Origin of the sequence: Yoonia tamlensis (assembly GCF_900115105.1) — a bacterium.
In the GTDB taxonomy this organism is placed as follows: Bacteria; Pseudomonadota; Alphaproteobacteria; order Rhodobacterales; family Rhodobacteraceae; genus Yoonia; species Yoonia tamlensis.
In genome coordinates this window covers 301083-326366 of sequence record NZ_FOYP01000001.1, presented here as the reverse complement: position 1 = coordinate 326366, position 25284 = coordinate 301083, and the positions used below count along the sequence as shown (strand labels likewise).

The 25284-nt window shown below is 57.2% G+C and carries 28 protein-coding genes; 9 read left to right on the top strand and 19 right to left on the bottom strand.

What is annotated here, in order from left to right:
• Positions 1-11 precede the first annotated feature (11 nt).
• The 8 genes from BM320_RS01660 (at position 12) to BM320_RS01625 (ending at position 7661) form a co-directional block, all read left to right on the top strand.
• Positions 12-1466 carry a TadA family conjugal transfer-associated ATPase gene (locus BM320_RS01660; RefSeq protein ID WP_090195623.1) on the top strand — a complete coding sequence of 485 codons (1455 nt, stop codon included), beginning with the start codon at positions 12-14 and terminating at the stop codon, positions 1464-1466.
• A 6-nt stretch (positions 1467-1472) separates the two neighbouring features.
• A complete protein-coding gene (locus tag BM320_RS01655) occupies positions 1473-2438 on the top strand; it encodes a type II secretion system F family protein (protein WP_090195620.1) in 966 nt (321 codons plus the stop codon).
• Positions 2439-2447: 9 nt separating this feature from the next.
• Entirely contained in the window at positions 2448-3410 is a 963-nt protein-coding gene (locus BM320_RS01650; RefSeq protein WP_090195617.1) for a type II secretion system F family protein, read from the top strand.
• A 12-nt stretch (positions 3411-3422) separates the two neighbouring features.
• On the top strand, positions 3423-3983 hold the full coding sequence (locus BM320_RS01645; RefSeq protein ID WP_242650930.1) for a tetratricopeptide repeat protein: 561 nt from the start codon (positions 3423-3425) through the stop codon (positions 3981-3983).
• Positions 3984-4008: 25 nt separating this feature from the next.
• Positions 4009-4863: a tetratricopeptide repeat protein gene (locus BM320_RS01640; RefSeq protein ID WP_090195614.1), complete on the top strand. Its 855-nt coding sequence runs from the start codon at positions 4009-4011 to the stop codon at positions 4861-4863.
• 2 nt (positions 4864-4865) lie between these two features.
• A complete protein-coding gene (locus BM320_RS01635; protein WP_090195611.1) occupies positions 4866-5357 on the top strand; it encodes a prepilin peptidase in 492 nt (163 codons plus the stop codon).
• Positions 5358-5490: 133 nt separating this feature from the next.
• Positions 5491-6801, top strand: coding sequence for a DUF8689 domain-containing protein (locus BM320_RS01630; RefSeq protein WP_090195608.1), 1311 nt, complete (start codon positions 5491-5493; stop codon positions 6799-6801).
• A 74-nt stretch (positions 6802-6875) separates the two neighbouring features.
• Entirely contained in the window at positions 6876-7661 is a 786-nt protein-coding gene (locus tag BM320_RS01625) for an NAD(P)-dependent oxidoreductase (protein ID WP_090195605.1), read from the top strand.
• 30 nt (positions 7662-7691) lie between these two features.
• Here the strand turns inward: BM320_RS01625 and folD are convergent, their stop codons facing one another.
• The 15 genes from folD to ruvC form a co-directional block, all read right to left on the bottom strand.
• A complete protein-coding gene (gene folD / locus BM320_RS01620) occupies positions 7692-8585 on the bottom strand; it encodes a bifunctional methylenetetrahydrofolate dehydrogenase/methenyltetrahydrofolate cyclohydrolase FolD (RefSeq protein WP_090195602.1) in 894 nt (297 codons plus the stop codon).
• 177 nt (positions 8586-8762) lie between these two features.
• Positions 8763-9341: an MOSC domain-containing protein gene (locus BM320_RS01615; RefSeq protein ID WP_090195599.1), complete on the bottom strand. Its 579-nt coding sequence runs from the start codon at positions 9339-9341 to the stop codon at positions 8763-8765.
• A 99-nt stretch (positions 9342-9440) separates the two neighbouring features.
• Positions 9441-11357: an ATP-dependent zinc metalloprotease FtsH gene (gene ftsH, locus BM320_RS01610; RefSeq protein ID WP_090195596.1), complete on the bottom strand. Its 1917-nt coding sequence runs from the start codon at positions 11355-11357 to the stop codon at positions 9441-9443.
• A 76-nt stretch (positions 11358-11433) separates the two neighbouring features.
• Positions 11434-12717: a tRNA lysidine(34) synthetase TilS gene (gene tilS / locus BM320_RS01605; RefSeq protein ID WP_090195593.1), complete on the bottom strand. Its 1284-nt coding sequence runs from the start codon at positions 12715-12717 to the stop codon at positions 11434-11436.
• Complete coding sequence (ybgF, locus tag BM320_RS01600) at positions 12708-13526, bottom strand: tol-pal system protein YbgF (RefSeq protein WP_090195589.1); 819 nt, start codon at positions 13524-13526, stop codon at positions 12708-12710. The genes tilS and ybgF overlap by 10 nt, the downstream gene beginning before the upstream one ends.
• A 19-nt stretch (positions 13527-13545) precedes the next feature.
• Positions 13546-14076, bottom strand: coding sequence for a peptidoglycan-associated lipoprotein Pal (pal, locus tag BM320_RS01595; RefSeq protein WP_090195586.1), 531 nt, complete (start codon positions 14074-14076; stop codon positions 13546-13548).
• Positions 14077-14151: 75 nt separating this feature from the next.
• Positions 14152-15465: a Tol-Pal system beta propeller repeat protein TolB gene (tolB, locus tag BM320_RS01590; RefSeq protein ID WP_090195583.1), complete on the bottom strand. Its 1314-nt coding sequence runs from the start codon at positions 15463-15465 to the stop codon at positions 14152-14154.
• Between the two features lie 105 nt (positions 15466-15570).
• A complete protein-coding gene (gene tolA / locus BM320_RS01585) occupies positions 15571-16710 on the bottom strand; it encodes a cell envelope integrity protein TolA (protein ID WP_090195580.1) in 1140 nt (379 codons plus the stop codon).
• A gap of 3 nt (positions 16711-16713) precedes the next feature.
• Positions 16714-17190 carry an ExbD/TolR family protein gene (locus BM320_RS01580; RefSeq protein WP_090195577.1) on the bottom strand — a complete coding sequence of 159 codons (477 nt, stop codon included), beginning with the start codon at positions 17188-17190 and terminating at the stop codon, positions 16714-16716.
• Between the two features lie 2 nt (positions 17191-17192).
• Positions 17193-17867 (bottom strand): protein TolQ, encoded by a 675-nt coding sequence (gene tolQ, locus BM320_RS01575; RefSeq protein ID WP_207496883.1) that lies wholly within the window; start codon positions 17865-17867, stop codon positions 17193-17195.
• A 110-nt stretch (positions 17868-17977) separates the two neighbouring features.
• The gene (gene ybgC / locus BM320_RS01570) at positions 17978-18364 is read right to left on the bottom strand and encodes a tol-pal system-associated acyl-CoA thioesterase (RefSeq protein ID WP_090195573.1); all 387 of its coding nucleotides are present in this window, start codon (positions 18362-18364) and stop codon (positions 17978-17980) included.
• The gene (locus BM320_RS01565) at positions 18361-18969 is read right to left on the bottom strand and encodes a hypothetical protein (RefSeq protein WP_090195570.1); all 609 of its coding nucleotides are present in this window, start codon (positions 18967-18969) and stop codon (positions 18361-18363) included. Before BM320_RS01565 ends, ybgC begins: the two co-directional genes overlap by 4 nt.
• A gap of 62 nt (positions 18970-19031) precedes the next feature.
• Positions 19032-20051, bottom strand: a complete 1020-nt coding sequence (gene ruvB / locus BM320_RS01560; protein WP_090195567.1) for a Holliday junction branch migration DNA helicase RuvB — start codon at positions 20049-20051, stop codon at positions 19032-19034.
• Positions 20052-20060: 9 nt separating this feature from the next.
• Positions 20061-20720, bottom strand: a complete 660-nt coding sequence (gene ruvA, locus BM320_RS01555; RefSeq protein ID WP_090195564.1) for a Holliday junction branch migration protein RuvA — start codon at positions 20718-20720, stop codon at positions 20061-20063.
• Positions 20717-21223: a crossover junction endodeoxyribonuclease RuvC gene (ruvC, locus tag BM320_RS01550; protein ID WP_090195561.1), complete on the bottom strand. Its 507-nt coding sequence runs from the start codon at positions 21221-21223 to the stop codon at positions 20717-20719. The genes ruvA and ruvC overlap by 4 nt, the downstream gene beginning before the upstream one ends.
• Before the next feature lie 307 nt (positions 21224-21530).
• Between ruvC and BM320_RS01545 the strand changes: the two genes are divergently transcribed.
• Positions 21531-21740, top strand: coding sequence for a DUF1127 domain-containing protein (locus BM320_RS01545; RefSeq protein WP_090200227.1), 210 nt, complete (start codon positions 21531-21533; stop codon positions 21738-21740).
• 77 nt (positions 21741-21817) lie between these two features.
• Here BM320_RS01545 and BM320_RS01540 read toward each other — a convergent pair whose 3' ends face one another.
• From BM320_RS01540 to BM320_RS01525, 4 genes are all read right to left on the bottom strand, one after another.
• On the bottom strand, positions 21818-22162 hold the full coding sequence (locus BM320_RS01540; RefSeq protein ID WP_090195558.1) for a hypothetical protein: 345 nt from the start codon (positions 22160-22162) through the stop codon (positions 21818-21820).
• A 100-nt stretch (positions 22163-22262) separates the two neighbouring features.
• Positions 22263-23141: a 50S ribosomal protein L11 methyltransferase gene (locus BM320_RS01535; protein ID WP_090195556.1), complete on the bottom strand. Its 879-nt coding sequence runs from the start codon at positions 23139-23141 to the stop codon at positions 22263-22265.
• 65 nt (positions 23142-23206) lie between these two features.
• A complete protein-coding gene (gene msrA, locus BM320_RS01530; RefSeq protein ID WP_090195553.1) occupies positions 23207-23857 on the bottom strand; it encodes a peptide-methionine (S)-S-oxide reductase MsrA in 651 nt (216 codons plus the stop codon).
• Positions 23858-23891: 34 nt separating this feature from the next.
• Entirely contained in the window at positions 23892-25121 is a 1230-nt protein-coding gene (locus BM320_RS01525) for an MFS transporter (protein ID WP_090195551.1), read from the bottom strand.
• Positions 25122-25284 lie beyond the last annotated feature (163 nt).

Here is a 25284-nt window from a genome sequence, read left to right as displayed (position 1 = left end):
GAGGCACCAATATGTTTTCGAAGTATAAAAAACCAACCGCCCCCAAAGACACCGCAGCATCAGCCGCGCGCCCAAAGGTCAACGTAACCCCGACCGTGGCCCCGAAGGTTGATGAAGCGCGGCAATCGCTAATGAAAGCGATGCCCGAACGGCGTGCCGCAGAGGCCGGACCGGCCGATAAAGACAAGCGCCGCAAACAGCGTCTGGGCGAGATCAAGCTCGAGCTGCACAAGGCCTTGCTTGACAACCTGAACCTTGCCGCGCTTGAATCTGCTTCTGAAACGGAACTGCGCAACGAAATCAACGCGATCGCCAATGAATCGCTCGAAGAAATGGGCATCGTGCTGAACCGCGATGAACGCCAGTCGCTCAATCAGGATCTGTTCTTTGAGGTCACCGGACTTGGGCCGCTTGAAACGCTGCTCAAAGACGATTCTGTGAACGATATTCTTGTTAACGGCCCGCAACAGATCTTTGTCGAACGTGACGGCAGGCTGCAACTGACCGACATAACGTTTAAGGATGAAAAGCACCTTTTGCGGATCATCGACAAGATCGTTTCCGCCGTGGGTCGCCGTGTCGACGAAAGCAACCCTTACGTCGATGCCCGCCTTGCCGACGGGTCACGTTTTAACGCCATGGTCCCGCCAATCGCCGTGGACGGATCGCTGGTTTCAATTCGTAAATTCAAGAAAGACAAGCTTGGCATCGAAGAGCTTGTCAAATTTGGCGCGTTCACCGAAGAAATGGCCGCCTATTTGCAGGCCGCCGTATCTACGCGACTGAATATCATCGTATCGGGCGGTACCGGTTCTGGTAAGACAACCACATTGAACGCGCTTTCCGGCTTTATCGATAACGCAGAACGCATCCTGACAATCGAAGACACGGCCGAACTTCAGCTGCAACAAACCCATGTTGGCCGAATGGAAAGCCGCCCGCCAAACGTCGAAGGCAAAGGCGGTGTTTCACAGCGTGACTGTCTGAAAAACGCCCTGCGGATGCGCCCTGACCGCATTATCGTGGGGGAAACACGTGGCGAAGAAGTTATCGACATGTTGCAAGCGATGAACACCGGCCACGACGGATCAATGACCACGATCCACGCCAACTCGGCGCGCGACGGTGTCTCGCGTCTTGAGAACATGATCGCGATGGCAGGGATCGAAATGCCGCTCAAGGCGATGCGCAGCCAGATCGCATCGGCGGTGAACCTCATCGTGCAGGCGTCGCGTCTGCAAGATGGCTCGCGGCGCATGACCTCCATTACCGAAATCACCGGCATGGAAGGCGATGTTATTTCCATGCAGGAAATCTTTCGCTATCAGCGCGTCGGCCTGACACCTGACAACAAGATTATCGGTCACTTTACGGCGACGGGCGTGCGCAGCCACTTCTCGGACCGTTTCAAACTGTGGGGGTATGATTTGCCGCCTGCTATCTTTGAACCAATGGTTGCGGAGTAAAGACGCATGATTTCGGCTGCCCCAGTAATTTACATCCTGATTTTTATCGCCGTCGTGGCGATGGTGCAGGGTGTTTACCTTGTGATTTTCGGCAAATCGATCAGCATGGACGGCAAGGTTAACCGCCGTCTGGAAATGCTTGATAAAGGTGGGAATCGCGAACAGGTTCTTGAACAGCTGCGCAAAGAAATGTCGCAGCACATGCGTTCGCAAAGCATCCCGATCTATTCCATTCTGGCGAACAAGGCACAAAAGGCCAACATCGTCTTCACGCCGCCGCAAATCATGGTGTTGATGGCCGTCATCAGCGCTGTGGCTTTCGTTATGCTCACGTTCCTGACGGATCTTGGTGCGCCGGTGCGCGCCGCCGTTGCCGTGCTTATGGGCGTTGGTGGGGTCTATGTCTGGATCAACCGCAAGGCCAACAAACGCATGTCGATGATTGCCGAGCAACTGCCGGAGGCAGTCGAACTGATGGTGCGATCCTTGCGTGTTGGCCACCCGTTTTCAAACTCGCTCCAGATTGTTGCGACAGAAATTGCCGATCCGCTGGGCACCGAATTCGGGATGATCTCGGATGAGGCCGCCTATGGCCGTGATATGGGTGAAACTCTTAAAGCTGTCGCCGAACGTCTGGATAACCAGGATATGCGGTTTTTGGCCGTCGCGGTGAGCATCCAGCAAACATCAGGTGGTAACCTTGCGGAAATTCTTGACGGTCTTGCCAAAGTTATTCGCGCCCGCTTCCGGCTTTTCCGCCGTGTAAGCGCCATCACAGCCGAGGCGAAATGGTCCGGCAACCTGCTATCCGTATTTCCGGTTCTCGCGCTTATCCTGATTACACTTGTTAAGCCCGACTACTTTGACGAAGTAATGGAAAGCGCCGCATTTATCCCCGCATGTTTTGTCATCAGCGCGTTTCTTGTACTCAACGTGATCGTGATGCGTGCGCTTGTGAATATCAAAGTTTAGGATCAAACGATGGAAAACATTCAAGCCCAGCTGACTGAATTTCTAGGTCCAAACGCGTTGATCATCCTTGTGGGCCTGATCGGGATCTTTCTGGTCCTTGTCACACTGCCTATCCTTCTCAAAAAGGACGACGACCCGCTTAACAGGCTTAAATCAAGCGGCCACGTCGCGGACAAAAAGACCGCCAAAGGTGATAAACTGCGGCAGGCCAGCAGCAAGGACAAGCTCGAGAAATACTCGAGCTTCCTTGAGCCACAAAACGAAGAAGAATATTCAGCCGTCAAGCTAAAGCTTTTGCAGGCGGGTTACCGCGGGAAAACGGCCATCCGGACCTACAATTTCTTGCAACTCACGCTTGGGATTTTGGGGCTTGCGATCGGCGGCATGTACGCGGTTTTCAAGATGTCGCAAGGGACCGTCGAAACCCAAGAGCTTGCGTTGACCATCCTTATCCCTGCCGGAACGGGCTACATGTTTCCCAAATATTGGGTCACGCGCAGACAGGCCGTACGGCAAGAAGCGATCACAAACGGCTTTCCCGATGCGCTTGATCTGATGCTGGTCTGCGTGGAGGCTGGGCAATCGCTGGACCAGTCCATCATGCGCGTCTCAAAAGAGCTCCGTTCCGGCTTTCCGGATATTTCCGACGAATTCGAAATGGTTGGCCAGGAAACCAAGGCCGGCAAAGACAAAACAACCGTTCTCAAGGATATGGCCGAACGCTGTGGTGTTCCGGATATTACCAGCTTTGTTACCGTGCTGGTGCAATCGCAGCAATTTGGTACGTCAATTTCGGATGCGTTGCGGGTCTATTCGCTTGAAATGCGCGACAAGCGCGTGATGCGGGCCGAAGAGAAAGCGAACAAGCTGCCAACCAAGATGACGCTGGCCACGATGATGCTGACCGTGCCGCCGTTGATGGCTATTTTGATCGGGCCGTCAATCTATGCCATCGTAAAGAACTTGACCTAGGCTAATCGCACAATGATGCACAAACTAATGCTATCCGTCATCGTGCTTGTCGCGGTGGCAGGCTGCGCCGCGGATGGGATTGACCGGCAGGGCGACGGTGTATTTGCGCCTGGCGTTGCCGCTGCCGGAAACGTTGACGGGCTTATTGTTGGGCACCGTTTGATGGCCGCCGGTGAATACGAACTTGCGCTCAAGGCTTATAACCGCGCGGCGCTTCAGCATGGTTTGAACGTGGATACATTGTCGGCCATCGGGTCGGCCAATTTGCACATCGGGCGTTTGGGACAGGCCGAACGCTGGCTGCGCGAAGCTGTCGAACTTGACCCCAGCTTTCCGCCTGCGTGGAATAATCTGGGCGTCGTATTGATGGAACGCGGTAAAATCGCAGAAGCAAGCGAGGTGTTCCGCCGCGCTTATGCCGCAGATAACGGGAATTCGGACGAAATCCGCGACAATTTACGCTTAGCGCTCGCAATGTTGGAAAACAACGACAATACTGTGCTACAAGACTACCAGAACTTTAATTTGATCCGTCGCGGCGCAGGTGACTTTGTACTGATGTCGGATCTCTGAGTAAGAGCAGCAAAAGGACGCTAAAATGCGCCACAAAATTATTCTTTCGCTCTGCGTTGCGTCGCTGACGCTGTCCGCCTGCGCAAGATCAACCGAAGAAGAAATTCAGGCAGCGATCAACGATATTCACGCAAGCGATGCGGCCAATCTTAATCAGGTCATGATGACGATGGGCGACCCCAATGACGCGGTTCAGCATTTCAGTGCGGCTCTTGGGACCAACCCCGAGAGCATTGAATTGCAACGCGGGCTTGCGATTTCATTGGTGCGTGCCAGCCGTGTGCCCGAAGGCATTACCGCATGGAACACCGTGATTGCCCACCCCGAAGCCACAAACGAAGACCGTGTCGAACTGGCAGGCGCCTATATCCGCGCGAGCGAATGGGATAACGCGGCAGCCACGTTGAACACGGTGCCGCCCACCTATGAAACGTTCAAACGCTACCGCTATGAGGCCATGGTCGCCGACAGCCGCCAGCAATGGGACAAAGCGGACAGTTTCTATCAAACCGCTATCGGCCTTACGACGCGCCCTGCCTCTGTCTATAACAACTGGGGCTTTTCAAAGCTGACCCGCGGCGATTATCGCGGCGCAGAGCGGCTGTTTGGCGATGCGTTGCGGCATGATCCAACGCTCTTTACCGCCAAGAACAACCTTGTTCTCGCGCGTGGTGCGCAACGCAACTATGTGTTACCCGTTGTCGATATGACCCAGATCGAACGTGCGCAGCTGCTGTATACGCTTGCGCTGGCGGCCATCAAACAAAACGATGTGTCGATCGGGAAATCGCTTTTGGCGGATGCGATCGAAACCCACCCACGCCACTTTGAAGAAGCCGTGCGCGCGTTGCAGGCTCTTGAAAATAACGCGACCAACTAGCTATGGGATTAACTGCACAGGCCGCATATTGGTTCCTACCCGCCGTGATCCCGATCGCTATCTATGTGGCGTGGAACGATATGCGGGTCATGAAAATCCCGAATGCGGCCAACTATCTTTTGTTGGCCAGCTATGCAGTGCTTGGCTATTTTGCGCTGGGATCATTCGAGCTGTACCTGTGGCACTGGACCCATTTCTTTGTGGTGCTGGCCGTGGGTATCCTGTTCTGGATGTCCGGCGTGATCGGCGGCGGCGATGTCAAATTTATGGCCGCAGCGGCCCCGATGGTTGCGCTTGCAGATTTGCGGGTCTTTTTGTTGATCTATGCGTCGTGCCTTTTGGGCGCGCTTGTCACGCACCGTTTGGCAAAACACAGCCCGTTGCGCAAGATAGCCCCTGATTGGGCAAGCTGGGACAATGCCCGCTTTCCAAAGGGGCTCGCGCTAAGCGGGACGCTTTTGTTTTACTTGTTCGGTGTTGCAATAACACGCTAAACAACGTTAACGCTGCACTTCGCCGCCAACTGGCACATGTTTGTTCACGATTTCGCCACAATAGGCTGCAATCTTAGTTAAAACCGCCGCAGATTCTGCGGATTTCGAATCCTTATCGATAGGCAAGAATGTCATGAACGTGCAATCTTCTGGTGTAATGGCCCCTCCGGCGCCGCGTAGTCTTGATGGCATGTTGCTGCCAATGGCGATGATGCGAGATATTTTGATCAAGACAATGTTCCGTATGAACCTTGATCAGGTTTCAACAATCAGCCGTGCGATTTGCCTGCCGGTGCCTGTCACGCAAGAATTGGTTGATATGGCGCGCGGGCAGCTCCTGCTCGAGGCGCGCGGCACGTTGAACGCCAATAGCGGCAACGAAATGGGCTATCAGCTGACCGATTCAGGCCGCGCGCGGTCGCTAGATGCACTGAGCCAGTCGGAATATTACGGCGCGATGCCTGTGCCTTTGGATATTTACCGCGAACAGATTCAGCGCCAGTCGATCCGCAACATCCAGATCACACGCGAACAGCTATCAACTGCGATGGGGCATCTTGTGTTGCCGCCAGAGCTATTGTCAAACCTCGGCCCTGCGGTTAGCGCCGGCCGGTCGATCCTGATGTACGGCCCACCAGGTAATGGGAAATCATCAATCTCGAACGGGATCCGCGACGCGCTGGGTGACAAGATTTACGTGCCACGCGCGATTGAATATTCCGGTCAGGTGATCACCGTCTATGACCCGATTGTGCATTCCGCTGCCGAAGATGATGTGGACGACCCCAACAGCCTGCGCCGGACCTCTGGCCGCTTTGATACGCGCTATGTGCGCTGTGAACGGCCAACCGTGATCACGGGTGGTGAATTGTCACTGTCGATGCTTGATCTTGTCTATAACCCCACCGCGCGGACCTATCAGGCGCCTTTGCAGTTGAAATCAACTGGCGGCATCTTCATCGTGGACGACCTTGGCCGTCAGGCTGAACCGCCGCAGACGCTTGTGAACCGCTGGATTGTTCCGCTTGAAGAAAACAAGGATATTCTTGCCCTGCAATCGGGTGAAAAGTTCGAAGTGCCGTTTGACACGCTGGTCATTTTCTCGACCAACTTCCACCCGAACGCGATCTTCGATAAGGCGGCTTTGCGCCGGATTTTCTATAAGATCAAAATCGACGGCCCGCACCAAGAAGACTTTCTCAAGATTTTCGCGATGGTTGCGCGCAAGCGCAAGATGCCGCTGGACGAGGAAACGCTGGTGCACCTGCTGAACACGCGCTACCCCGAGATTGACAACGTCTATGCCAACTACCAGCCGATTTTCCTGATTGACCAGATGATCTCAATCTGCGAATTCGAAGGCATTCCCTATCAAATGACCCCCGAGCTGATTGATCGGGCTTGGGCCAATATGTTCGTAAGAGAAGAAGAAATCATTCACTAGTGACGTTTTGATTTCCCATGCAACTGGCTTCCCTTTAACCAAAGGGAAGTCTTTTTCTTTTTGGTGGTGTGCATATGTCAGATAAAGTCGGGGTCGCAGGCTGTGGCCGTATGGGCGGGCCGATGCTGGCCAATCTACAAAAGGCAGGGTTTGCCGCATTCGGCTATGATCCGAACCCCGCAGCCGGCGTTGGCACCGATATTGATGCATTTTGCGCGGGGCTGAACACACTTATTACCGTGGTGCGCGATGCCGCCGAAACCGACGCGCTGCTGTTTGATGATCAGGCGGTGGTCAGCCGCGCAAAGGATTTGCACCGGATCGTGATCTGTTCGACCCTTTCGCCCAATTACGTGAAATCGCTTCGGGCGCGTGTCCCCGACCATATCACCCTGATCGACGCGCCCATGTCCGGCGCACAGGTCCGCGCCCGCGCAGGCACCCTAACATTCATGGTGGGCGGCGATCCCGCCCCCATCCTGCCCCTGTTGCAGGCAATGGGTGATGCAATCCACCCGATGGGTGCCTATGGCGCGGGCATGACGGGGAAGGTGCTGAACAACCTGCTTGCGGCCTCGCATACAGCGATGACGCGGCTGGTGCTGGACTGGGGCGATGCCCAAGGCATGGATGAGACGACATTGCTCGCACTGATCGGCACCGCATCGGGGCAAAACTGGCTTGCCTCCGGCTTTGACGAGATCGAATTTGCGCGCGACGGTTTCAGCAATGACAATAGCATCGGTATTCTGGCCAAAGATGTCGGCGCGGCGCTTGATATTGCGCCGGACGGTCAAACGGCCCTGCCCGAAGCTGTGCAAAACGCGATCAGGCAGTTGCAACCGCGCCGCAAAACGTAGGGTGGATCCGGATCCACCCTACAAGGTGCCTCAGGCGGTCAGCCCTTCGGGTTCTTTCAGGCCGTTGGCGCGGCTACAGGCCGTCACGGTATTGGCAAGCAAACAGGCGATCGTCATCGGCCCGACCCCGCCCGGCACCGGGGTAATCGCGCCTGCGACTGCAGCGCAGCTATCGTAATCCGCATCCCCAACAAGCCGCGTGCCGCCCTCAGGCTTGTCGATCCGGTTGATTCCCACATCAATCACCGTGGCCCCTGGTTTGATCCATTCACCGGGGATCATTTGTGCGCGGCCTACGGCGGCCACCACGATATCCGCCTGTTGCACAACGGCGGGCAGGTCTTTGGTCCGGCTATGCGCGATTGTCACGGTGCAGCTATCACCAAGCAGCAGCTGCGCCATCGGTTTTCCAACAATGTTCGAGCGCCCCACAACAACCGCATTCAGTCCCGACAGCGACCCGTGGTGCGCGCGCAGCATCATCAGACAGCCAAGCGGCGTGCAAGGCACCATGCTTTTCTGCCCTGTGCCCAAAAGCCCCACGTTAGAAATATGGAAACCGTCCACATCTTTGGCCGGATCAATGCTGTTGATCACCAGATCACTGTCCAGATGCGCAGGCAGCGGCAGTTGCACCAGAATACCATGCACAGCAGGATCGGCATTCAATTGCGCGATCAGCGCAAGCAGCACCTCTTCGGACGTATCGGCATCCAGTTTATGTTCATAACTGTTCATGCCGACCTCGACGGTCATCTTCCCCTTTGAGCGGACATAGACCTGACTTGCCGGATCTTCACCGACCAAGACCACCGCCAGCCCCGGCGTGATCCCGTGCACTTCTTTCAGGCGGGTGACATGTTCGGCGACCTTGGCGCGCACATCCGCCGCAAAGGCTTTTCCATCAATCACGGTTGCAGTCATGTTTTGTCATCCCGGAACTAAATTGCAATTAAAGGCAGCGCTGCCCTACCCGCAAATGCGGCGCGGCGCAAATGGCTTGCGTCTATCTGAGCAACTTAGCCGCAGCAGCGTGCAAATAATCCGAAAATTATCTGCATTTTTGGCCCATTCACCTGCAACAGGTTTCGGATCAGAAACCTATGGCTGCCATGCGCGCTGGTCAGGCACATGTAAACGCACGCTGTCGCCGACCTGCACGCGGCCCTCGCGCTCGACCCATGCTGTCACGCCGCGCTTGTTTTCGGCCGCAGCCTTGAATTTGCGACCGGCCTCGGGATTTTCTTGCGCGATGACCTTGGCAGGCAAATTGCAGGGGCGGTTTTCCATATCCACCACAATCGCGGAGCCATCGGCAAATTGCAGCCGCGACGACGGCGGGAGATGGGTGAAATCGGGGATCCCCTTGACCACCATCGAGGCACCGACCAGCGCCGGATCAAACTGGTCCACGCCGCAATCTGCCGCAATCTGCGCAAGCTCTTCGGCCGAAAGGACAGTCAATTGCCGCACGTTGCGGATTTCAGTGCCGCGCGGGTACTGGCTAACCACCCGCGAACACGACGGGCGCAATGCGCCACCGTGGGCTTCACCGGGGATGCCTGCGAATGTCAATTCGGCCTCGTTCTGGCTGGTCGCGGCAAGCGACACGTCACGGTCAGTAACATGGCCGATCCAGACAACTTCACCCGTGATTTCGGTCGGTTTGAGAGCAGGCATCAGGATTTCCTTTGGTCAATGCAACTGCGCCGAATGCAGCATTTATGACATGTGTGATCAAGCAAAAACGCCGCCACCAAGGGAGCGGCGTTTCTTGATCTACGCTGACGGCTCGGGCTCTAGTCCGGCATCAGGGGTTTTCGGTTTTTTCGGCTTGGTCTTGGGGATCGCCGTGACCGAAGTTGTCGCGGTTTCCGGTGCATCGCCGTCGTCATCCTCGCCCGCTTGCGGTGGATCTCCTGCCATGACGCGTTTGATTTCGGCGCCGGTCAGGGTTTCATATTCCAGCAACCCTTGGGCCAGCCGTTCAAACTCGTCGTTCTTTTCGATCAGGATTTCGCGCGCCCGCTCGTATCCGGCTTGGATAAAGTCACGCACTTCGCTTTCGATCAGTTCTTTGGTGTTGGCAGAAACCGACAGACCTGCGGTGTTACCCTGATAACCTTCGTGAGCTTCGGAATAGTCGATATTGCCGACCTTATCGGACATGCCCCAGCGCAGGATCATCGCGCGGGCCAATTGGCTGGCCTGCTGGATATCGCCTGCGGGGCCATTCGACACCTGATCTTCACCGTATTTGATGATCTCGGCCGCCTTGCCTGCCATCGTCATGGCGAGCCGCTGGTGGCATTCATCCTTGAACATGTTCAGGCGGTCCATTTCAGGCAGGCTCATGACCATGCCCAATGCGCTGCCGCGCGGAATGATCGTGGCCTTATAAACCGGATCACATTTCGGCAGGCTGATGCCCACAATCGCGTGGCCCGCTTCGTGATAGGCGGTCATTTCCTTTTGCTCCGCGGTCATCACCATTGACCGGCGCTCTGCGCCCATCATGACCTTATCCTTGGCACTTTCAAAATCGATCATCGTGACAAAGCGGCGGCCAACGCGTGCCGCCATCAACGCGGCCTCGTTCACGAGGTTCGCGAGATCGGCACCGGAAAATCCGGGCGAGCCGCGCGCGATAATCCGCAGATCAACATCGGGACCCAGCGGAATTTTGCGCGCATGCACGCCCAGAATCTTCTCGCGGCCTTTGATATCGGGGTTCGGCACGGTGACCTGACGGTCAAAACGGCCTGGACGTAGCAGCGCAGGGTCAAGCACGTCACGACGGTTGGTCGCGGCGACGATGATCACGCCTTCGTTTGCTTCAAACCCGTCCATTTCAACCAGCAACTGGTTCAACGTCTGTTCGCGTTCGTCGTTGCCGCCGCCATGGCCTGCACCACGGGCGCGACCGACGGCGTCGATTTCGTCAATAAACACAATACAAGGCGCGTTCTTTTTTGCCTGTTCGAACATGTCGCGCACGCGTGACGCGCCGACACCGACAAACATTTCAACAAAGTCGGAGCCTGAAATTGTAAAGAACGGCACGCCCGCCTCGCCTGCGATTGCGCGCGCAAGCAGCGTTTTACCCGTCCCCGGAGGGCCGACAAGCAGCGCACCTTTGGGGATTTTCCCGCCAAGGCGGCTGAATTTTTGCGGGTTGCGCAGGAATTCGACGATTTCTTCCAGTTCTTCTTTGGCCTCGTCAATGCCAGCCACGTCATCAAATGTGACGCGGCCGTTTTTTTCGGTCAAAAGCTTGGCTTTGGATTTGCCAAAGCCCATCGCCCCGCCTTTGCCGCCGCCTTGCATCCGGTTCATGAAATAGATCCAGACACCAATCAACAGCGCAAACGGCAGCAGGCTTAGCAAGAAGGATTGCAGCAGGGATGTTTCCTGACCAATCGCGGTGACAGGCACATCGGCCGCGATCAAAAGCTGTGTGATTTCAGCGTCTTCTGGCTTGATCGTGGCATAGGTTGTTGTGCCGATTTTATAGCGGACATTTTCGCCGTCAATCGTTGCCTCGGTGACTTGTCCGGCCTCGACCGCTGTCACAAAATCTGTGTATGTTTGGCCGTTTCCACGGGCAGTCGGCGGTGAGCCGCTAAAGATCTGGAAAAGTCCGAGAACCATCAAAAACAAGACGATCCAAAAGACCATATTTCGCGCGTTGCCCAAGGGGAGCTCCTTTGAAGTCGGGGAATGAAAGCGACAGAGTCGTTTCAAGCGTTAGTACTAAAATAGAGGCTAATCCCTAATCTTCAATGCCAAACGCCCCAGAATGAAAATCCGCGACAATCTGTGCAGACCATCCGTTGGAAAGCCCAGCCAGCGGAGCGGCGATTAATCTGTCACCCAACCAGACCGACGGCGATGCCAAAAGCGACACCTGCGGCATTGCGCACTGTCGCCAGTCGGGGCAATCGCGCAGACCGGCATCACCCAAAGCCTGCACGCGCAGCCCGTCCTTCACCGGTCCGTCAAGGTGCCAGCGCTGATCCCAGCGAATCCCCATGGACGCAAGCGTGCAGCCGGTAGGGCGTGTATAAGGCAAGGTTGCGGCCGCTTCGCGCAAGATCCGCGCGCCCCCGCCGCGCAAAGGCAGCAAAACGCAACCGGCCAATGTCACCTTTTGCCCCTTACGCAGCTGTTCGACGCGCGCGATCAGGCTTTCAAAGCGGGGCTTGTAGGTGCGGCTGGCCACCCATGAGATCGCGGCGGCCATCACGCGGCGGGGTGCGTCGTCTTTCGACAAATCCAGTGCGACCGGATCAAAGATCAGATCGCCTGCGTCTTGGCGGACATGCAGCCGCGCGAAATCGCGGGCGGCAACGCGCAATGACCGTTGCGCCGCCTGCATGTGATCAATCGTTTGCAAAAGCCGTTTGCGGGTCAGCCCAAGCGTTTCCAGCTGCGCATACATCTGGCGCGCCCGCACCCTGTCAAAACGGGGGTCGTCATTGCTGGGATCATCGCACCAGCCGATTTGTTCGGCCCGCAGCCAATCGCGCAGCGCGTCGCGCGCAAACCCCAAAAGCGGCCGCCCGACCCGTAGCCCGTCGCGCAAGTCTACCCGCGCCATAGCTGTTAACCCGTCAATGCCGGACCCGCGCGCCAGCCGCATCAGCAGGGTTTCCAACTGGTCGTCCTCGGTGTGGCCGATCAGCAGCGCATCAATACCGGTTTGCGCGGCCCAGTCATGCATGGCGGCCCAACGCCCTTGGCGTGCAGCACCTTGCAGGTTGCCCTTGCGGTCCCAATCCCAGCCCAACGCGGTATGGGCTATCCCCAGTTCCTGCGCCTGACCGACAACCAATGCGATTTCTGTACTGGCTTCGGGGCGCAGACCGTGGTCCACGGAAACCGCGCGCAGACGTTTTGGATCAACCGCGCGGGCGGCCATATGCATCATGGCTATTGAATCGCCGCCGCCGGACACGGCCAAGCCGATCACGGATTGCGGTTTGACGACGCCCAATTCATGCAGGGCACGCGAAAATTGTTCGGCGAGATCAGCAGAAGCTTTGGTTACTGACATCCCAGATTCTGCATCGCAAACTGCGCATCGTTCACCGCAGGATTGCCTGGAAAGCGCACGTTGACTTCGGCCAATGTCAGGCAGGCGTCTTGGGTCTGTCCGATCGCGCCCAGTGACGCACCCAGCTTATACAGGGCCGAGGGCGCAACCGTACCGGTCGCATCGGCAGAGAATGCTTCAAGGAATGCGCGCGCGGCGTCGGTCGGCTGGCCAAGCCCCTCAAGCGCCTCACCGCGCAGGTAATTGGCCTGGGCTGCTAGCGGGCTTCCCGGGTAGGACGCGTTAAAGGACGCAAGCTGGTCCACGGCGCCGCGAAAGTCACGATTGGCGAGCGCCTCCCGCGCCCGCTCGAAATCTGTCTGTTCACCAATGGCAAGCGCAGGGCCGCCCGTTGCGGGCGGCAGATTCGGCGCAGGCACATCGGCCCCGTTATCCACCCCGCCAAGGCTTGGCGTATCGCCAAGCGTGCTGATATCGCAATGCGCTTCCAACTCGCACAGACGGAATTCAAGATCGCCAACGCGGTTGGTGCCATCCACCGTGATCCGGTTCACCCGAAATTCTAGCTGCTCGGTCTTTGACGTCAGCCGTTGCAGTTCGGCCTCGATCGCATTGAGCCGGTCAAGCGGCGTGTTTCCCGCAACGCCGCTTTCAAGCCCGCCGGTCGTTGACAATTCACGGCGCAAACGTTGCACATCCACATAAAGCGCAGTGAGCTGCTGCCTGATGTCTGCCAGTGTTTCCTCTTGGGCAACGGCAGGCAGGGGCAACAACAATACGGCACAAAGAACAGCGATACGGTGCAACATTTGGGGTCCTTCGGGTAGATTAGCTCGTGATTGCAGAGAACGACAGCACGGTCACTGCGCGGCGGTTTTGGGCATAGCATGCCTCGTTCGAACAAACTTCAATCGGCCGCAATTTACCATAGCTGATCACCTCAAGACGTGATGATTGCACACCGCGTGACACCAGATATTCGCGTACCGCATTTGCGCGGCGCGCACCAAGCGCGAGGTTGTATTCACGGGTGCCTTGTTCGTCCGCATGGCCTTCGACAACGGCGCGGTAATCGGCATTGGTCAGCAACCATTGGGCTTGGCCGTCCAGAATGCGCTGACCTTCGGGGGTCAGGGTTGACGTATCAACCGCAAACAACACGCGGTCGCCAATGGCCTGGCTGAAATAGGCTGGGCTGGTCGGATCGCTGGCCGAGCCGGCAAGACCGCCGTCAAAACCGGCACCTGCGCCCGCACCGCCGGCCCCCGCGCCTGCGGCACCGCCCAAACGGTTGGGGTTGGTACAGGCTGCGGTGCCCAATACCAAAAGCAGCATTGTCGCTTTTGTCATCATGTTCATAGATTCAATCCTGTTTTTATCTGCTCGTTTGCGCCAGCATAGCATGGCTGATCGGTTCTGGGAATGTCACATATGTCACGGTTGCAACGGCCCCCACGACGGGTCGGAAGCCGCCCCTGCCACTGCAACAGCCTTTAGATTGCGGCCCGAAATATCAATCGAATACAGCGCCGATGTGCCTGCCTCGCCTTGGGTTTCACGGCTGAACATGATCACACGCCCGTTGGGTGACCATGTCGGGCCTTCGTCAAGAAATGACGCGGTCAACAGGCGCTCTTCGGAACCGTCGGTGCGCATCACGCCAATATGAAACCGGCCCGCGTTTTGTTTGGTAAAGGCCACCAGATCACCGCGTGGCGACCAGACAGGGGTGGAGTAGCGCCCTTCGCCAAAGGAAATGCGCCGTGCATCGCCGCCATTTGCGGACATGATATACAACTGCTGCGTGCCGGAACGGTCGCTTTCAAACACGATCTGCGAACCGTCGGGCGACAGGCTGGGTGCGGTTTCGATCGACGGGGCCGAGGTCAGCCGCGTAAATTGGCCTGTTGCCAGATCTGAACGGTAGATATCTGTGTTCCCGCCAGTGGACAGGCTATAGATCACCGAACCGCCATCGCGCGAAAACCGCGGACTGAACGCCATTTCACCAGGTGCGGTCTGCAATTGCTGGCGTCCGACATTCGATACATTCAGCAGATTGATCCGTGGAAAACCGCTTTCGTAGGTTGTGTAAAGGATCCGGTCACCGCTGGGCGAAAACCGCGGCGCAAGAACGATCGTGCTGCTGTCGGTCAGATATTGGGTGTTCTCACCGTCAAAATCCATCACCGCAAGCCGCATCTGGCGGTTATCCTTGGGGCCGCTTTCCGCGACAAATACAACGCGGCTGTCGAAATAGCCGCCTTCGCCCGTAATCCTGCTATAGACCGCATCGGCAACCTTATGGCCCATGCGCCGCCAGCCTGCAGTGGTGCCGGCAAGCTGGAGCCCACCGCCCAGTTCCTGGCCGGAATAGATATCATAGAGCCGGAATTTCACCGTCATCTGGTTGCCGCTTACCGCGACAGCGCCTGTGATCAAGGCCTGCGCATTGATTGCGCGCCAATCGGCAAAGGCAATCGGCTGCGCAAAAGAGCTGATCTGCGAAATATATGCGTTCGCGGGAATTTCGCGAAACAAGCCCGTGCCCGCAAGATCCTGCGCGACAAGACGGTTGAGGTTATTGACAACCTGCACGGCTTCGGCGTTTTCGGCCTCGAACACAGGCGCCGCGAATGTGATTGGCTCGATCACACCATCGGTAATGGTCAGCCGCAGCGGCCCGTTTTGCGCAGCGACTGGCCCGGCCAATATCAGCGCTATAAAAAGTGTCAGAAATTTTTTCATCTTCTACGCCTCATTTCGCATCGTCAGGTTACCCCTAATCTGCGTCTCTCTTGTTCTTCATAGCAGATCGGTGAAACCATTTCACCTCACCTGCGCGTGTTCTTTTTACCGTAGCCGCATTCCACTGGGATCAAAGGTGAAAACGACATCTTTCCATTGTTCGTATTTGTCCGCAGGCAGCGGATAGCCACCCGATTGGCACCGCAAGATTGCGCGGCGTGCGGCCTCAAACGCGATGTTCACCGCACTTTGGTCGCCGTCGGAACTGACAAGGCGGGGCTGGCCGATTACCTGACCGTTGCGGTCCAACTCGAACGCGACTTCGACAGTCACCCGCGATGCCACCGATCCCGGGTCGACGTTCCAGCAGCGGTTCACCGACAAGCGGAAGCTGTCGCGCTCGGCACCGGTCATTGGCGGGCCAGCGGCAACTGCGGGTGCAGCCGCGGTTGCGGGCGCTGCCGGCGTTTCAACGGCCAAAGCCGCCGCAAGCGCTGCTTCAACTGCATCGTCGCTCGGGGGCTCTGGTGCGGCTGGTGTCTCTGCCGTTTGGGTCGGCGTTGCGGGCTCTGGCGCGGGCGGGGTCGGACGGCTGGGCCGCGAAACCGGACGCAAGGATGTGTCGACCAGACCAGAGGGTTTTACGTTTTCAATGGCGATTTCGGTCGCGGTCTCTTCGGGCGCCGTTGGCGTTGTTTCTTCGGTCACCACTTCGGCCGTGGTGGTTGCATCGGGCACGACTTCTTCGCGCACGATATCATCAACCTGCGCATCGGGGGGCGGCGGTGCGGTCGGCGTGGATGCCACGCGGTCGGCCTGTGTCGGTGCGGGCGGCGCATTGATATCAACATTGGGCGAAGGCGGCGGGGCGTCAGGTGTATCCGGTGCCTCGGGCGGCGTCGGTTCGGCTTCGGTCACCAAAGGTGCGGGCGCAGCGGGTGGCGGCAGCTCTACATCCGGTTGGTCAACCGTTTCAGGCGGCAGCGCGGGAGCAACCGGGCTTGCGACGGGGGGCAACGGCGGCGGGGTGTCAACGATTTCGGGCAGCATTGGCGCAGTCGGACTTGCATCCCCCGGAACCGGTGTCCGGGCGGCCAACATTTCCTCAAAGGCTTCGCCGCTGATCACCGACACGTCCATCGCGTCAAATTCCAGCGGGTCCGCATCAAACCCCCAGCCAAAGAACAGCCAGCCAATCAATAGAATGTGGCCTGTGGCAGAGATATACGTGCCCGGCGTTTGCATCGCTTAACCGTCCGACCCCGCAAAGGACGGGCCACCCACATCGGTCACAAGGCCAATGTTGGAAAACCCGCCTGCGTTCAAGGCGCCCATAATTTCGGCGACAGCATTCCACTGGTTTGCACCATCCGCGCGCAAGAAGATCCGGTCGCTGGTGCGCTCGGCCGCAATCGCCTGCAATTTCGCAACCAATTCGTCAGGCGCGGTTTCGGTCTCCTGGATCATCACGACGCCGTCGGCGGTTATCGTGACTGTCAGCGGCTCTTCGTCATCACCGGGCAGCGCGTCAGCGGCGGTTTTGGGCAGATCAACAGGTACGCCGACGGTCATCAGCGGGGCAGCCACCATAAAGATGATCAAAAGCACCAGCATCACATCCACAAACGGGGTGATGTTGATTTCGGCCATCGGTTTGGCCCCGCCGCTGCGGCGGCGTCTGCGTCGTCCGCTGCCACCGCCTGATTTCATTACACCTGCGCCCATGATCAGCTATCCAACTGGCGGCTAAGGATCGTCGCGAACTCATCCGCAAATGCCTCGTAGCCTGCAATGATGTGGTCACTATCAGCCGAAAGCTTGTTATAGAATATCACCGCCGGAATCGCGGCCAAAAGGCCCAGCCCAGTGGCAAGCAGCGCCTCGGCGATACCGGGGGCAACGACGGCAAGGTTGGTATTTTGCGCCTCTGCGATTTCGATAAAGGCGTTCATGATGCCCCAAACGGTCCCGAAAAGGCCAACAAACGGCGCAGTTGATCCAACCGTGGCCAAAACAGGCAGACCCTTTTGCAGGCGCGCAGCTTCTTTGGCGATAGCGACATCCATGGACCGGTCAATGCGGGCAGTCGCCCCTGCAATCAGCCCGCCGTCCTGACGATGCGACCGGCGCCACTCTAACATACCGGCGGCAAAAATCTTCTCGCTCGGACCTTGCGGTTCCGCGCCAATCTGGTCGAACAGCGCGTCAAGCGGCTCTCCCGACCAGAACTGCCGGTCGAAAATATCCGCCTCGGCGCGGGCTTTGCGATATTGCACGATCTTGTCGACAATCACAGCCCAACACCAGACGGAGGCCGCGATCAACAAGATCATAACGATTTTTACGGTAATTGTTGCGCGCGCAAATAGCGCCCACATTGTGAAGTCGGTTGCTGCTTCCATTGTGCCTGCTCTGCCTAACGGCCCGATTTCGGGCTCTGATTGGGCAAAGTCATACCCCATGCCGAAACGAAATGCCAATCAAACCCGCATGACATCAACGAAACCTGTGGCTAAACGCCGATTTCACGCATTTGCGCAGGCAAACGCTGGGGTTTTCCCGCCGCATCCATACAAATAATGGTAACAACGGCAGAAAACAGCGTGGTATCGCCGCGTTTCACATCCTGAACGACTTTAAGACGGACGCCGGAACTAGGGGCAACGCGGGTCTGGACGATCAAATTATCGTCAAAATGCGCAGGCGACAGATAATCCGCCTCAACGCGGCGCACGGCAAACACCCTGCCGTCCGCTTTCATTGCGACCTGATCAATGCCCAAAGCACGGACCCATTCGGATCGGGCGCGTTCGATAAATTTCAGGTAATTTGCATAATAGACGATCCCCGCCAGATCGGTGTCTTCATAATAGACACGTACAGGAAATTCATGGGTCATGGCATGCGCGCCCCGATCCGCAAAGCATGGCTGGCGTCGCGGGCAGCAACCGGCAATACCGGATCATATGCGGCGCGGATCACATCACCAATCTCGGGGCGCAGCACAACATTGCCGTCAATCATCGCCAATGGCGGCACTTCGGCAAATGCCCTGTCCGACCACAGTAAGATCACCTGCGCAGCCTGCGACAGGGCAAGCGTATCCGCAGGCGCCTGCGCCAACTGTTCATCCATGCGCATAAACACAAAAGCCGCCTGAATTGCCCCCGCCGCATCAAAGCGGAAAATCCGGTACTGGTTTGCTTCCGCCGCCTTCAGGCGCCCGACCAAAGCACCAAGCTCAGGTAACATCTTATCAAGATGCGGCACCGCCAAAAGCTCGTCCCAATCGCGGCAGAAAAATACCATCAGATTTGCGCCAAGCTCCATGTCGGTCTCGTCCATCTTGTGCCCCGCCAAGGTCACAACAGCCTCGATCGCGCCTTTGAATACGGCCAAAGTCGCGTCATCAACGCCAAAGACGACTGGCACAATCGGGCGGCCCCAGCGGGCAAACACATATTCCCCGTCTGCGCGCGTAAACAAAGGTGCGACATCATACATCATCTTGCTCCAAATACTCCCGCCGGAGGCCATCAAATTTCGCGAAATTTGATCTAATCCACTCAGCCAAATAAATCGTCTCGTGATTTTGGTTCCGCCAGCCCCAAATGCGCCCATGCCGCCTGCGCAAGCATCCGCCCGCGCGGTGTCCGCTGTATCAGCCCTTTTTGCAGCAGATAGGGTTCAATCACATCTTCCAGACTGTCACGGCTTTCAGACAGGGCCGCCGACATGGTTTCCACGCCCACCGGACCACCGCCATAGCTTTCAGCGATCAGGCGCAGATAGCGGCGATCGGCATTGTCCAGCCCCAGATGATCAACGCCCAGACGGGTCAGCGCGCGGTCGGCGATTTCCTTGGTCACGGTACCGTCACCCTCGACAATGGCAAAATCAACGACGCGGCGCAGCAAACGCCCTGCGATGCGCGGGGTGCCACGGGCGCGGCGGGCAATTTCGCGCGCCCCGCCGTCAGACGCGGGCGCCCCCATCAACCGCGCACCGCGCGTAACGATCAGGTGCAATTCATCTTCGGTGTAGAACTCCAGCCGCGTCGGTATCCCGAACCGGTCGCGCAGCGGGGTCGTCAACAGACCCATGCGGGTTGTCGCGCCCACAAGTGTAAAGGGCTGCAATTCAATCCGCACCGTGCGCGCAGCGGGGCCTTCGCCGATCACCAAATCCAGTTCGAAATCCTCGAGCGCGGGATATAGCACCTCTTCGACCGCAGGATTCAACCGGTGGATTTCGTCAATGAACAGCACATCGCGGGCCTCAAGATTGGTCAGAATCGCGGCCAGATCGCCCGCCTTCGCCAGAACCGGCCCCGAAGTCATGCGAAAATTCACGCCCAGTTCACGCGCCATGATCTGTGCAAGCGTGGTCTTGCCCAATCCGGGCGGGCCGTGAAACAGCGCGTGGTCCATTGCCTCGCCACGGCGGCGGGCGCTTTCGATAAACACCTTCAGGTTCGCACGCGCATCCGCCTGCCCGATAAATTCATCAAGCGTTTGCGGGCGCAGCGCGCGGTCCGCGTCTTCGGGTTGGGGCGCGGGGCGCAATGTCGGGTCGGGTTCATGCATGTGATACCCCTACCCTTTCGGGGCCAAGAGCTTCAAGGTCGCACGGATCAGGGCCGATGTATCCGCATCCGGATCGGCCCCTGCAGCCTCTGCCACGGCGCTTGCCGCATCACCCGGACCATAGCCAAGATTGGCCAGCGCCGACAGGGTTTCGGCCTGCGCGGGGTTCGCCTTTTTGGCAGGCGCGCGTTTTACAGGCGCTGCTTGCGCGGGTTCGATCACCTCGTCGCCGTAGGCTTCGGCAACTGTGCCGCCCATTGCCATCACGCCTGGGGCCTTGTCTTTCAGATCAAGAATCACCTTTTGCGCGGTCTTGGGGCCGACCCCTTTGGCCTTGGCAACGGCATTCCAGTCGCCCAGCGCAATCGCGCGGCTGACCCCGTCTTCGCCCAAGGTTCCCAAAATCGACAGTGACGCCTTTGCACCGATCCCCTGCACCGACATTAACAAGCGATGCCATTCCTTTTCGACCAACGTGGTAAAGCCGAACAATTGCAAATTATCTTCGCGCACCAGCAGATCGGTATAAAGCGCGACAGCCTCGCCGTTGCGGGGCAGCGACGCCATCACGCGGTCCGATACATAGACAATATAGCCCACGCCGCGCACATCTATCAGCACATGATCGGCACTGCGGTATTCCAGTCGTCCTGCGATTTTACCAATCATGCCCCTGCCCTCGCCAATGCTTTGGCCAATGTGCCCGCCGATTGCAGATGATGCGCATGACAGATCGCAATCGCAAGCGCATCGGCCGCATCCGCGCCCGCAATCTTCACGCCAGGCAATTGCAGTTTTACCATATGTTCAACCTGATGTTTCTCGGCATGCCCCACCCCGACAACGGCCTTTTTCACAGCATTCGGGGCATATTCGCCAATCGCCAATCCTGCCTGCGCGGGCACCAGCATCGCAATGCCGCGCGCCTGACCGAGTTTCAGCGTGCCAACGCCATCCTTGTTCACAAACGTCTGTTCGACTGCCGCAACATCAGGGGTCCACGCATGGATCACATCCGTCAACTGCATATGAAGCGACAAAAGCCGGTCGCCAAGGTCCGTGCCCTTTGAATGGCAGATGCCATTGGCGATATGTGACAGCCTTGATCCGCTGACCTCGATCACGCCCCAGCCCATATTCCGCAGGCCCGGATCGATTCCCAAAACGCGCATTGCTCGCCTCATTGTTATTTTTATCTAAAATGGTTAGCACAAAACGCGAACAAAAACCAAGCAGCATTCCGGCACGCGTAAGCAATCTTTGCATGCGACCTGCCAAAAGCCCGCAAATATTGTGCTGAATCAGGGCGCTAGGAATTCCTTAAAAACAAAGCGCCTGCGCGCCACCCTGCACAAAAATGAGGCATTCTGAAAACTCATATGAGCTATGCAAAAAATGGGCTACCGCTACGCGCGAATCCCCCCTAGATGCGGCCCATCAAGTCATTTCTGCATTGCAGAAGAAATCAAGGAACGCCCCATGGCCAATGTCCATACGAACCTTGCAACCTCCAGCATCCTTGCAGGCCGGGTTGCATCATTTTGCCACCAAACCCTGAACAATGTCGTTCAGTGGAACGCCGCACGTATCACACGCAAGTCCCTGTCCAAACTGTCAGCACGCGAGCTGGACGATATCGGGCTGACATTCGGCGATATTAACGACGTTGCATCGCATAAAACACGCTAGTCTGAACCGCAGATTACAAACACGAAAGGCCGCGCATGTTTTGCGCGGCCTTTTCGTTTTGTCCATCCGGATAACAGCTAAGGCATGATGACCTTTACTTGTTCGGCAATCAGCATCGTTGCAACGTCCGGCTGCATCACCCATGCGCCTGCTTTTTCAACGAACGACCCGTCGCGCAAACCTGCAACACGGTCGGCATAGGCTTCGGCGCCAAGGGCGGCAAGAAGAAATCCCTTGAACAGAAATCCGGTGACGACAAGCGCCAACAGTCCTTTGAGTGGAAAGCGCGGACGATAGACGCGTGGTCGCGCAACAATCAAACCGTCCGCCGTCACGGTCTTTACAACACCATTGGCCATACGTTCATGACGGCGCACAATGCGCTTTAGTCGCTTGTCAAACGGGACATGTGCCTGTGCCATACTTAAACTCCAACTAAAATTACACGGATTAACTCCGTATAGGTTCGCAACCAACGTGATCAGAAACAATACGTATTACAAGAAACACGTTAATGATTCGTCAAATTGGAATTTTCTTGCTTAGTGTTAACGTTGTCCATTCAACAATACTACTGTTTTTGATCAGATTGAACCCGTTTTCGACATAAACCGCGATGACTTCTTCGGCCTGTTCATTCAGGATCCCCGAGAGAATCACATGCCCGCCATCGGCAACATTACGCCCCATCGCAGGGGCAAGCCCGATCAGCGGCCCCTTTAGAATATTGGCAAAGATCAGATCGTAAGGCGCGCCGGCCGCCAGTTCAGGCGCATCAAATCCTGCGGCGACCACGCACTCCACCTGTCCCGATAGCCCATTTGCTGCCACATTTGCCGCGGCGACTTCGACGGCGACGGGATCAATGTCGCTGGCCAATACGACCTGCGGAATAACCTTGGCGGCAGCCATCGCCAAAACGGCGGTTCCACAGCCCACATCCACCACACGCCCGCCGGAAAATCCGGCCAGACATAGCGAATCGAACGCCTGCAAGCAACCCAGGGTTGTTCCGTGGTGCCCTGTGCCAAAGGCCATTGCCGCATCAATCAACAGCGGGATCTTATCCGCAGGAACCTTATCCGCATCATGGCTGCCATAGACAAAAAACCGGCCCGCTGCGACAGGCGCCAGTTCACGCTGGACCTTTGACACCCAGTCCTGATCGGGGATTTCGGAAATGTTGAACGGTTTGGCGTTAAAAAGCGCCGAATAGACCGCCAATGCGCCCGCGTCGGGTGCCTCAAGGAAATAGGCGGCGACCTCCCACAGGCCTGACCCGTCTTCGATCTCGAACACACCAACGCCGGTGGGTTCGGGGTTCAGATCTTCGATCGCCTCGGACAATTGATAGGCGGCGTCTTCGCCCATGATCGTAGTTAACGCCGTAAACGTGGTCATATCCGCAGCCCTTTTGCCGGTAATCCCCCGAGTTAGGCACAGTGCCCCGCCGCGTCAAGCAATGCTTAGGCGCCGGTGCCTATCGGGCAGCTCACCCCTGTGCCGCCGATCCCGCAATAGCCGTCAGGGTTCTTTGCCAGATATTGCTGGTGGTAGGTTTCAGCAAAATAAAACGCACCGGCGGCAGAAATTTCGGTTGTGATTTCGCCAATCCCCGCCTGTGCAAGACGCGCAGCATAGACGGCTTTGGTCGCTTTTGCCGCGGCTTCCTGCGCAGCAGTCGCAACATAGATTCCGGACCGATACTGTGTGCCCGCGTCATTGCCTTGGCGCATGCCTTGTGTCGGGTCGTGGTTTTCCCAAAACACCTGCAGCAGCTGGTCATAGCTGATGATTGCAGGGTCAAAAACAACGCGGACAACTTCGTTGTGGCCGGTTTTGCCGGTGCAGACCTCTTCGTAGGTCGGATTTGGCGTATAGCCCGCAGCATAGCCAACCATCGTGGATATCACGCCATCAAGCGTCCAGAACAGCCGCTCGACACCCCAAAAACAACCCATGCCAAAAACGGCGGCCTCCATACCCGCGGGAACATCCGTGACAAGCGGCGTGCCAAAGGTGAAATGCGGTGCCGAGATCGGCATCGCGGTTGCGCGCCCGGGCAAGGCCGCATCGCGTACGACCATTTCTGATTTGGCGCGGTTGGCAAAAAACATCGGCTGTCTCCTTTATCGCGGGGTTATTGGGTATCTATTCTGCGGGCGCCAAAAGACGACCCTGAAACACGGTTTCGTGACCGGCCCCGGGATGGCGCGGGATCAATAACGCAAGCGCAAATGACGTGCCTGCCATACATGCCGCCACAATAAACACAGCTGCGGGCGAGACCAGCCACAAATATCCCAGCCCTGCCGGCAAAAACACCGCCGCGATATGGTTAATTGTAAAGGCCACCGCCGCCGTCGGCGCGATATCCTGCGGATCAGCGATTTTCTGGAAATAGGTTTTCAGCGCTAGCGCCAGTGCAAACAGCATATGGTCGATCACATAGAGCGCGGCCGCAATAACCACCCCCCAGCCAAAGAAATACAGCCCGCCATAAGCAACAAAAACCGCAACCAACCCCGCATATTCAAACAATAGCGCACGGCGTTCACCAAAGATCTGCACGATCCTCCCCATCAGCGGCGCGACAATAATATTGACGACGAGGTTGATCGTATAAAGCGCCGTGATTTCATGCACTTTGAAGCCGAATTTTTCGACCATCATAAAGCCCGCAAACACGACAAAAATCTGCCGCCGCGCGCCCGCCATGAATTGCAGCGCATAGTAAAGCCAATAGCGTTTGCGCAGCACAAATGTTTTCAATTGCGGGTGCGGGGCTTCGAACTGTGGATAGGCGAACAGGCAAAACAGCGCGACAATGGCCGTAAACCCGCCTGACACCATATAGACAAAATTATAGCTCAGGTCATAGCTGCGCCATGTCGAAATAATCAGAATATAGGCAACCAGCGTTGCCCCCGATCCCGCCGCCATAAGCCAGCCAATCGTTTGCGGCGCACGTTTCTTGTCGATCCATTGCAGCTGCAAGGACTGGTTCACCGTTTCATAGTAATGGAACCCGATTGATGACAGCATCGTCAGCGTGAGAATCCCGCCCATGGTAGGGAACTGCGCAGTCAGCGCAGTCGCCACGCCCAGCATCGTCAGCGCCACCATGCCCAAGACCTGTTCGCGCATGAACATGATAATCGCGATCACGCCAATTGCCAGAAACCCCGGAATTTCGCGCACCGTATGCAGCCAGCCGATGTCGCTTCCGTCAAATTCGGCGACATCAATGACAAAGTTATTCAGCAAGGCAAGCCATGTCGAAAACGCGACAGGCATGGCCATTGCCATCAAAAACAGCAGGGCGGCAGGGCGGCGCCAGACCGGCAACGCGGGGGCATCTTCGAGACGGATAATTTTCATGCGCAAACCATTACGCCCAATCACAGGCTTTGGCGATAGAGCACTTTGCACAGATCAGTCGCGGTTGACGCACAGTTGCTGTGACACCCCACCGCAGGCGCAAGGCTCGTGTTTGATCCACATCAAGGATATATTTCGCAAACGCCATACAAGAGACCCTGCG

Coding starts and splice junctions, on each gene's coding strand:
- BM320_RS01660 (WP_090195623.1), top strand. CDS start 12: ATGTTTTCGAAGTATAAAAAACCAACCGCCCCCAAAGACACCGCAGCA.
- BM320_RS01655 (WP_090195620.1), top strand. CDS start 1,473: ATGATTTCGGCTGCCCCAGTAATTTACATCCTGATTTTTATCGCCGTC.
- BM320_RS01650 (WP_090195617.1), top strand. CDS start 2,448: ATGGAAAACATTCAAGCCCAGCTGACTGAATTTCTAGGTCCAAACGCG.
- BM320_RS01645 (WP_242650930.1), top strand. CDS start 3,423: ATGATGCACAAACTAATGCTATCCGTCATCGTGCTTGTCGCGGTGGCA.
- BM320_RS01640 (WP_090195614.1), top strand. CDS start 4,009: ATGCGCCACAAAATTATTCTTTCGCTCTGCGTTGCGTCGCTGACGCTG.
- BM320_RS01635 (WP_090195611.1), top strand. CDS start 4,866: ATGGGATTAACTGCACAGGCCGCATATTGGTTCCTACCCGCCGTGATC.
- BM320_RS01630 (WP_090195608.1), top strand. CDS start 5,491: ATGAACGTGCAATCTTCTGGTGTAATGGCCCCTCCGGCGCCGCGTAGT.
- BM320_RS01625 (WP_090195605.1), top strand. CDS start 6,876: ATGTCAGATAAAGTCGGGGTCGCAGGCTGTGGCCGTATGGGCGGGCCG.
- folD (WP_090195602.1), bottom strand. CDS start 8,585: ATGACTGCAACCGTGATTGATGGAAAAGCCTTTGCGGCGGATGTGCGC.
- BM320_RS01615 (WP_090195599.1), bottom strand. CDS start 9,341: ATGCCTGCTCTCAAACCGACCGAAATCACGGGTGAAGTTGTCTGGATC.
- tilS (WP_090195593.1), bottom strand. CDS start 12,717: ATGTCAGTAACCAAAGCTTCTGCTGATCTCGCCGAACAATTTTCGCGT.
- ybgF (WP_090195589.1), bottom strand. CDS start 13,526: ATGTTGCACCGTATCGCTGTTCTTTGTGCCGTATTGTTGTTGCCCCTG.
- pal (WP_090195586.1), bottom strand. CDS start 14,076: ATGAACATGATGACAAAAGCGACAATGCTGCTTTTGGTATTGGGCACC.
- tolB (WP_090195583.1), bottom strand. CDS start 15,465: ATGAAAAAATTTCTGACACTTTTTATAGCGCTGATATTGGCCGGGCCA.
- tolA (WP_090195580.1), bottom strand. CDS start 16,710: ATGCAAACGCCGGGCACGTATATCTCTGCCACAGGCCACATTCTATTG.
- BM320_RS01580 (WP_090195577.1), bottom strand. CDS start 17,190: ATGGGCGCAGGTGTAATGAAATCAGGCGGTGGCAGCGGACGACGCAGA.
- tolQ (WP_207496883.1), bottom strand. CDS start 17,867: ATGGAAGCAGCAACCGACTTCACAATGTGGGCGCTATTTGCGCGCGCA.
- ybgC (WP_090195573.1), bottom strand. CDS start 18,364: ATGACCCATGAATTTCCTGTACGTGTCTATTATGAAGACACCGATCTG.
- BM320_RS01565 (WP_090195570.1), bottom strand. CDS start 18,969: ATGTATGATGTCGCACCTTTGTTTACGCGCGCAGACGGGGAATATGTG.
- ruvB (WP_090195567.1), bottom strand. CDS start 20,051: ATGCATGAACCCGACCCGACATTGCGCCCCGCGCCCCAACCCGAAGAC.
- ruvA (WP_090195564.1), bottom strand. CDS start 20,720: ATGATTGGTAAAATCGCAGGACGACTGGAATACCGCAGTGCCGATCAT.
- ruvC (WP_090195561.1), bottom strand. CDS start 21,223: ATGCGCGTTTTGGGAATCGATCCGGGCCTGCGGAATATGGGCTGGGGC.
- BM320_RS01545 (WP_090200227.1), top strand. CDS start 21,531: ATGGCCAATGTCCATACGAACCTTGCAACCTCCAGCATCCTTGCAGGC.
- BM320_RS01540 (WP_090195558.1), bottom strand. CDS start 22,162: ATGGCACAGGCACATGTCCCGTTTGACAAGCGACTAAAGCGCATTGTG.
- BM320_RS01535 (WP_090195556.1), bottom strand. CDS start 23,141: ATGACCACGTTTACGGCGTTAACTACGATCATGGGCGAAGACGCCGCC.
- msrA (WP_090195553.1), bottom strand. CDS start 23,857: ATGTTTTTTGCCAACCGCGCCAAATCAGAAATGGTCGTACGCGATGCG.
- BM320_RS01525 (WP_090195551.1), bottom strand. CDS start 25,121: ATGAAAATTATCCGTCTCGAAGATGCCCCCGCGTTGCCGGTCTGGCGC.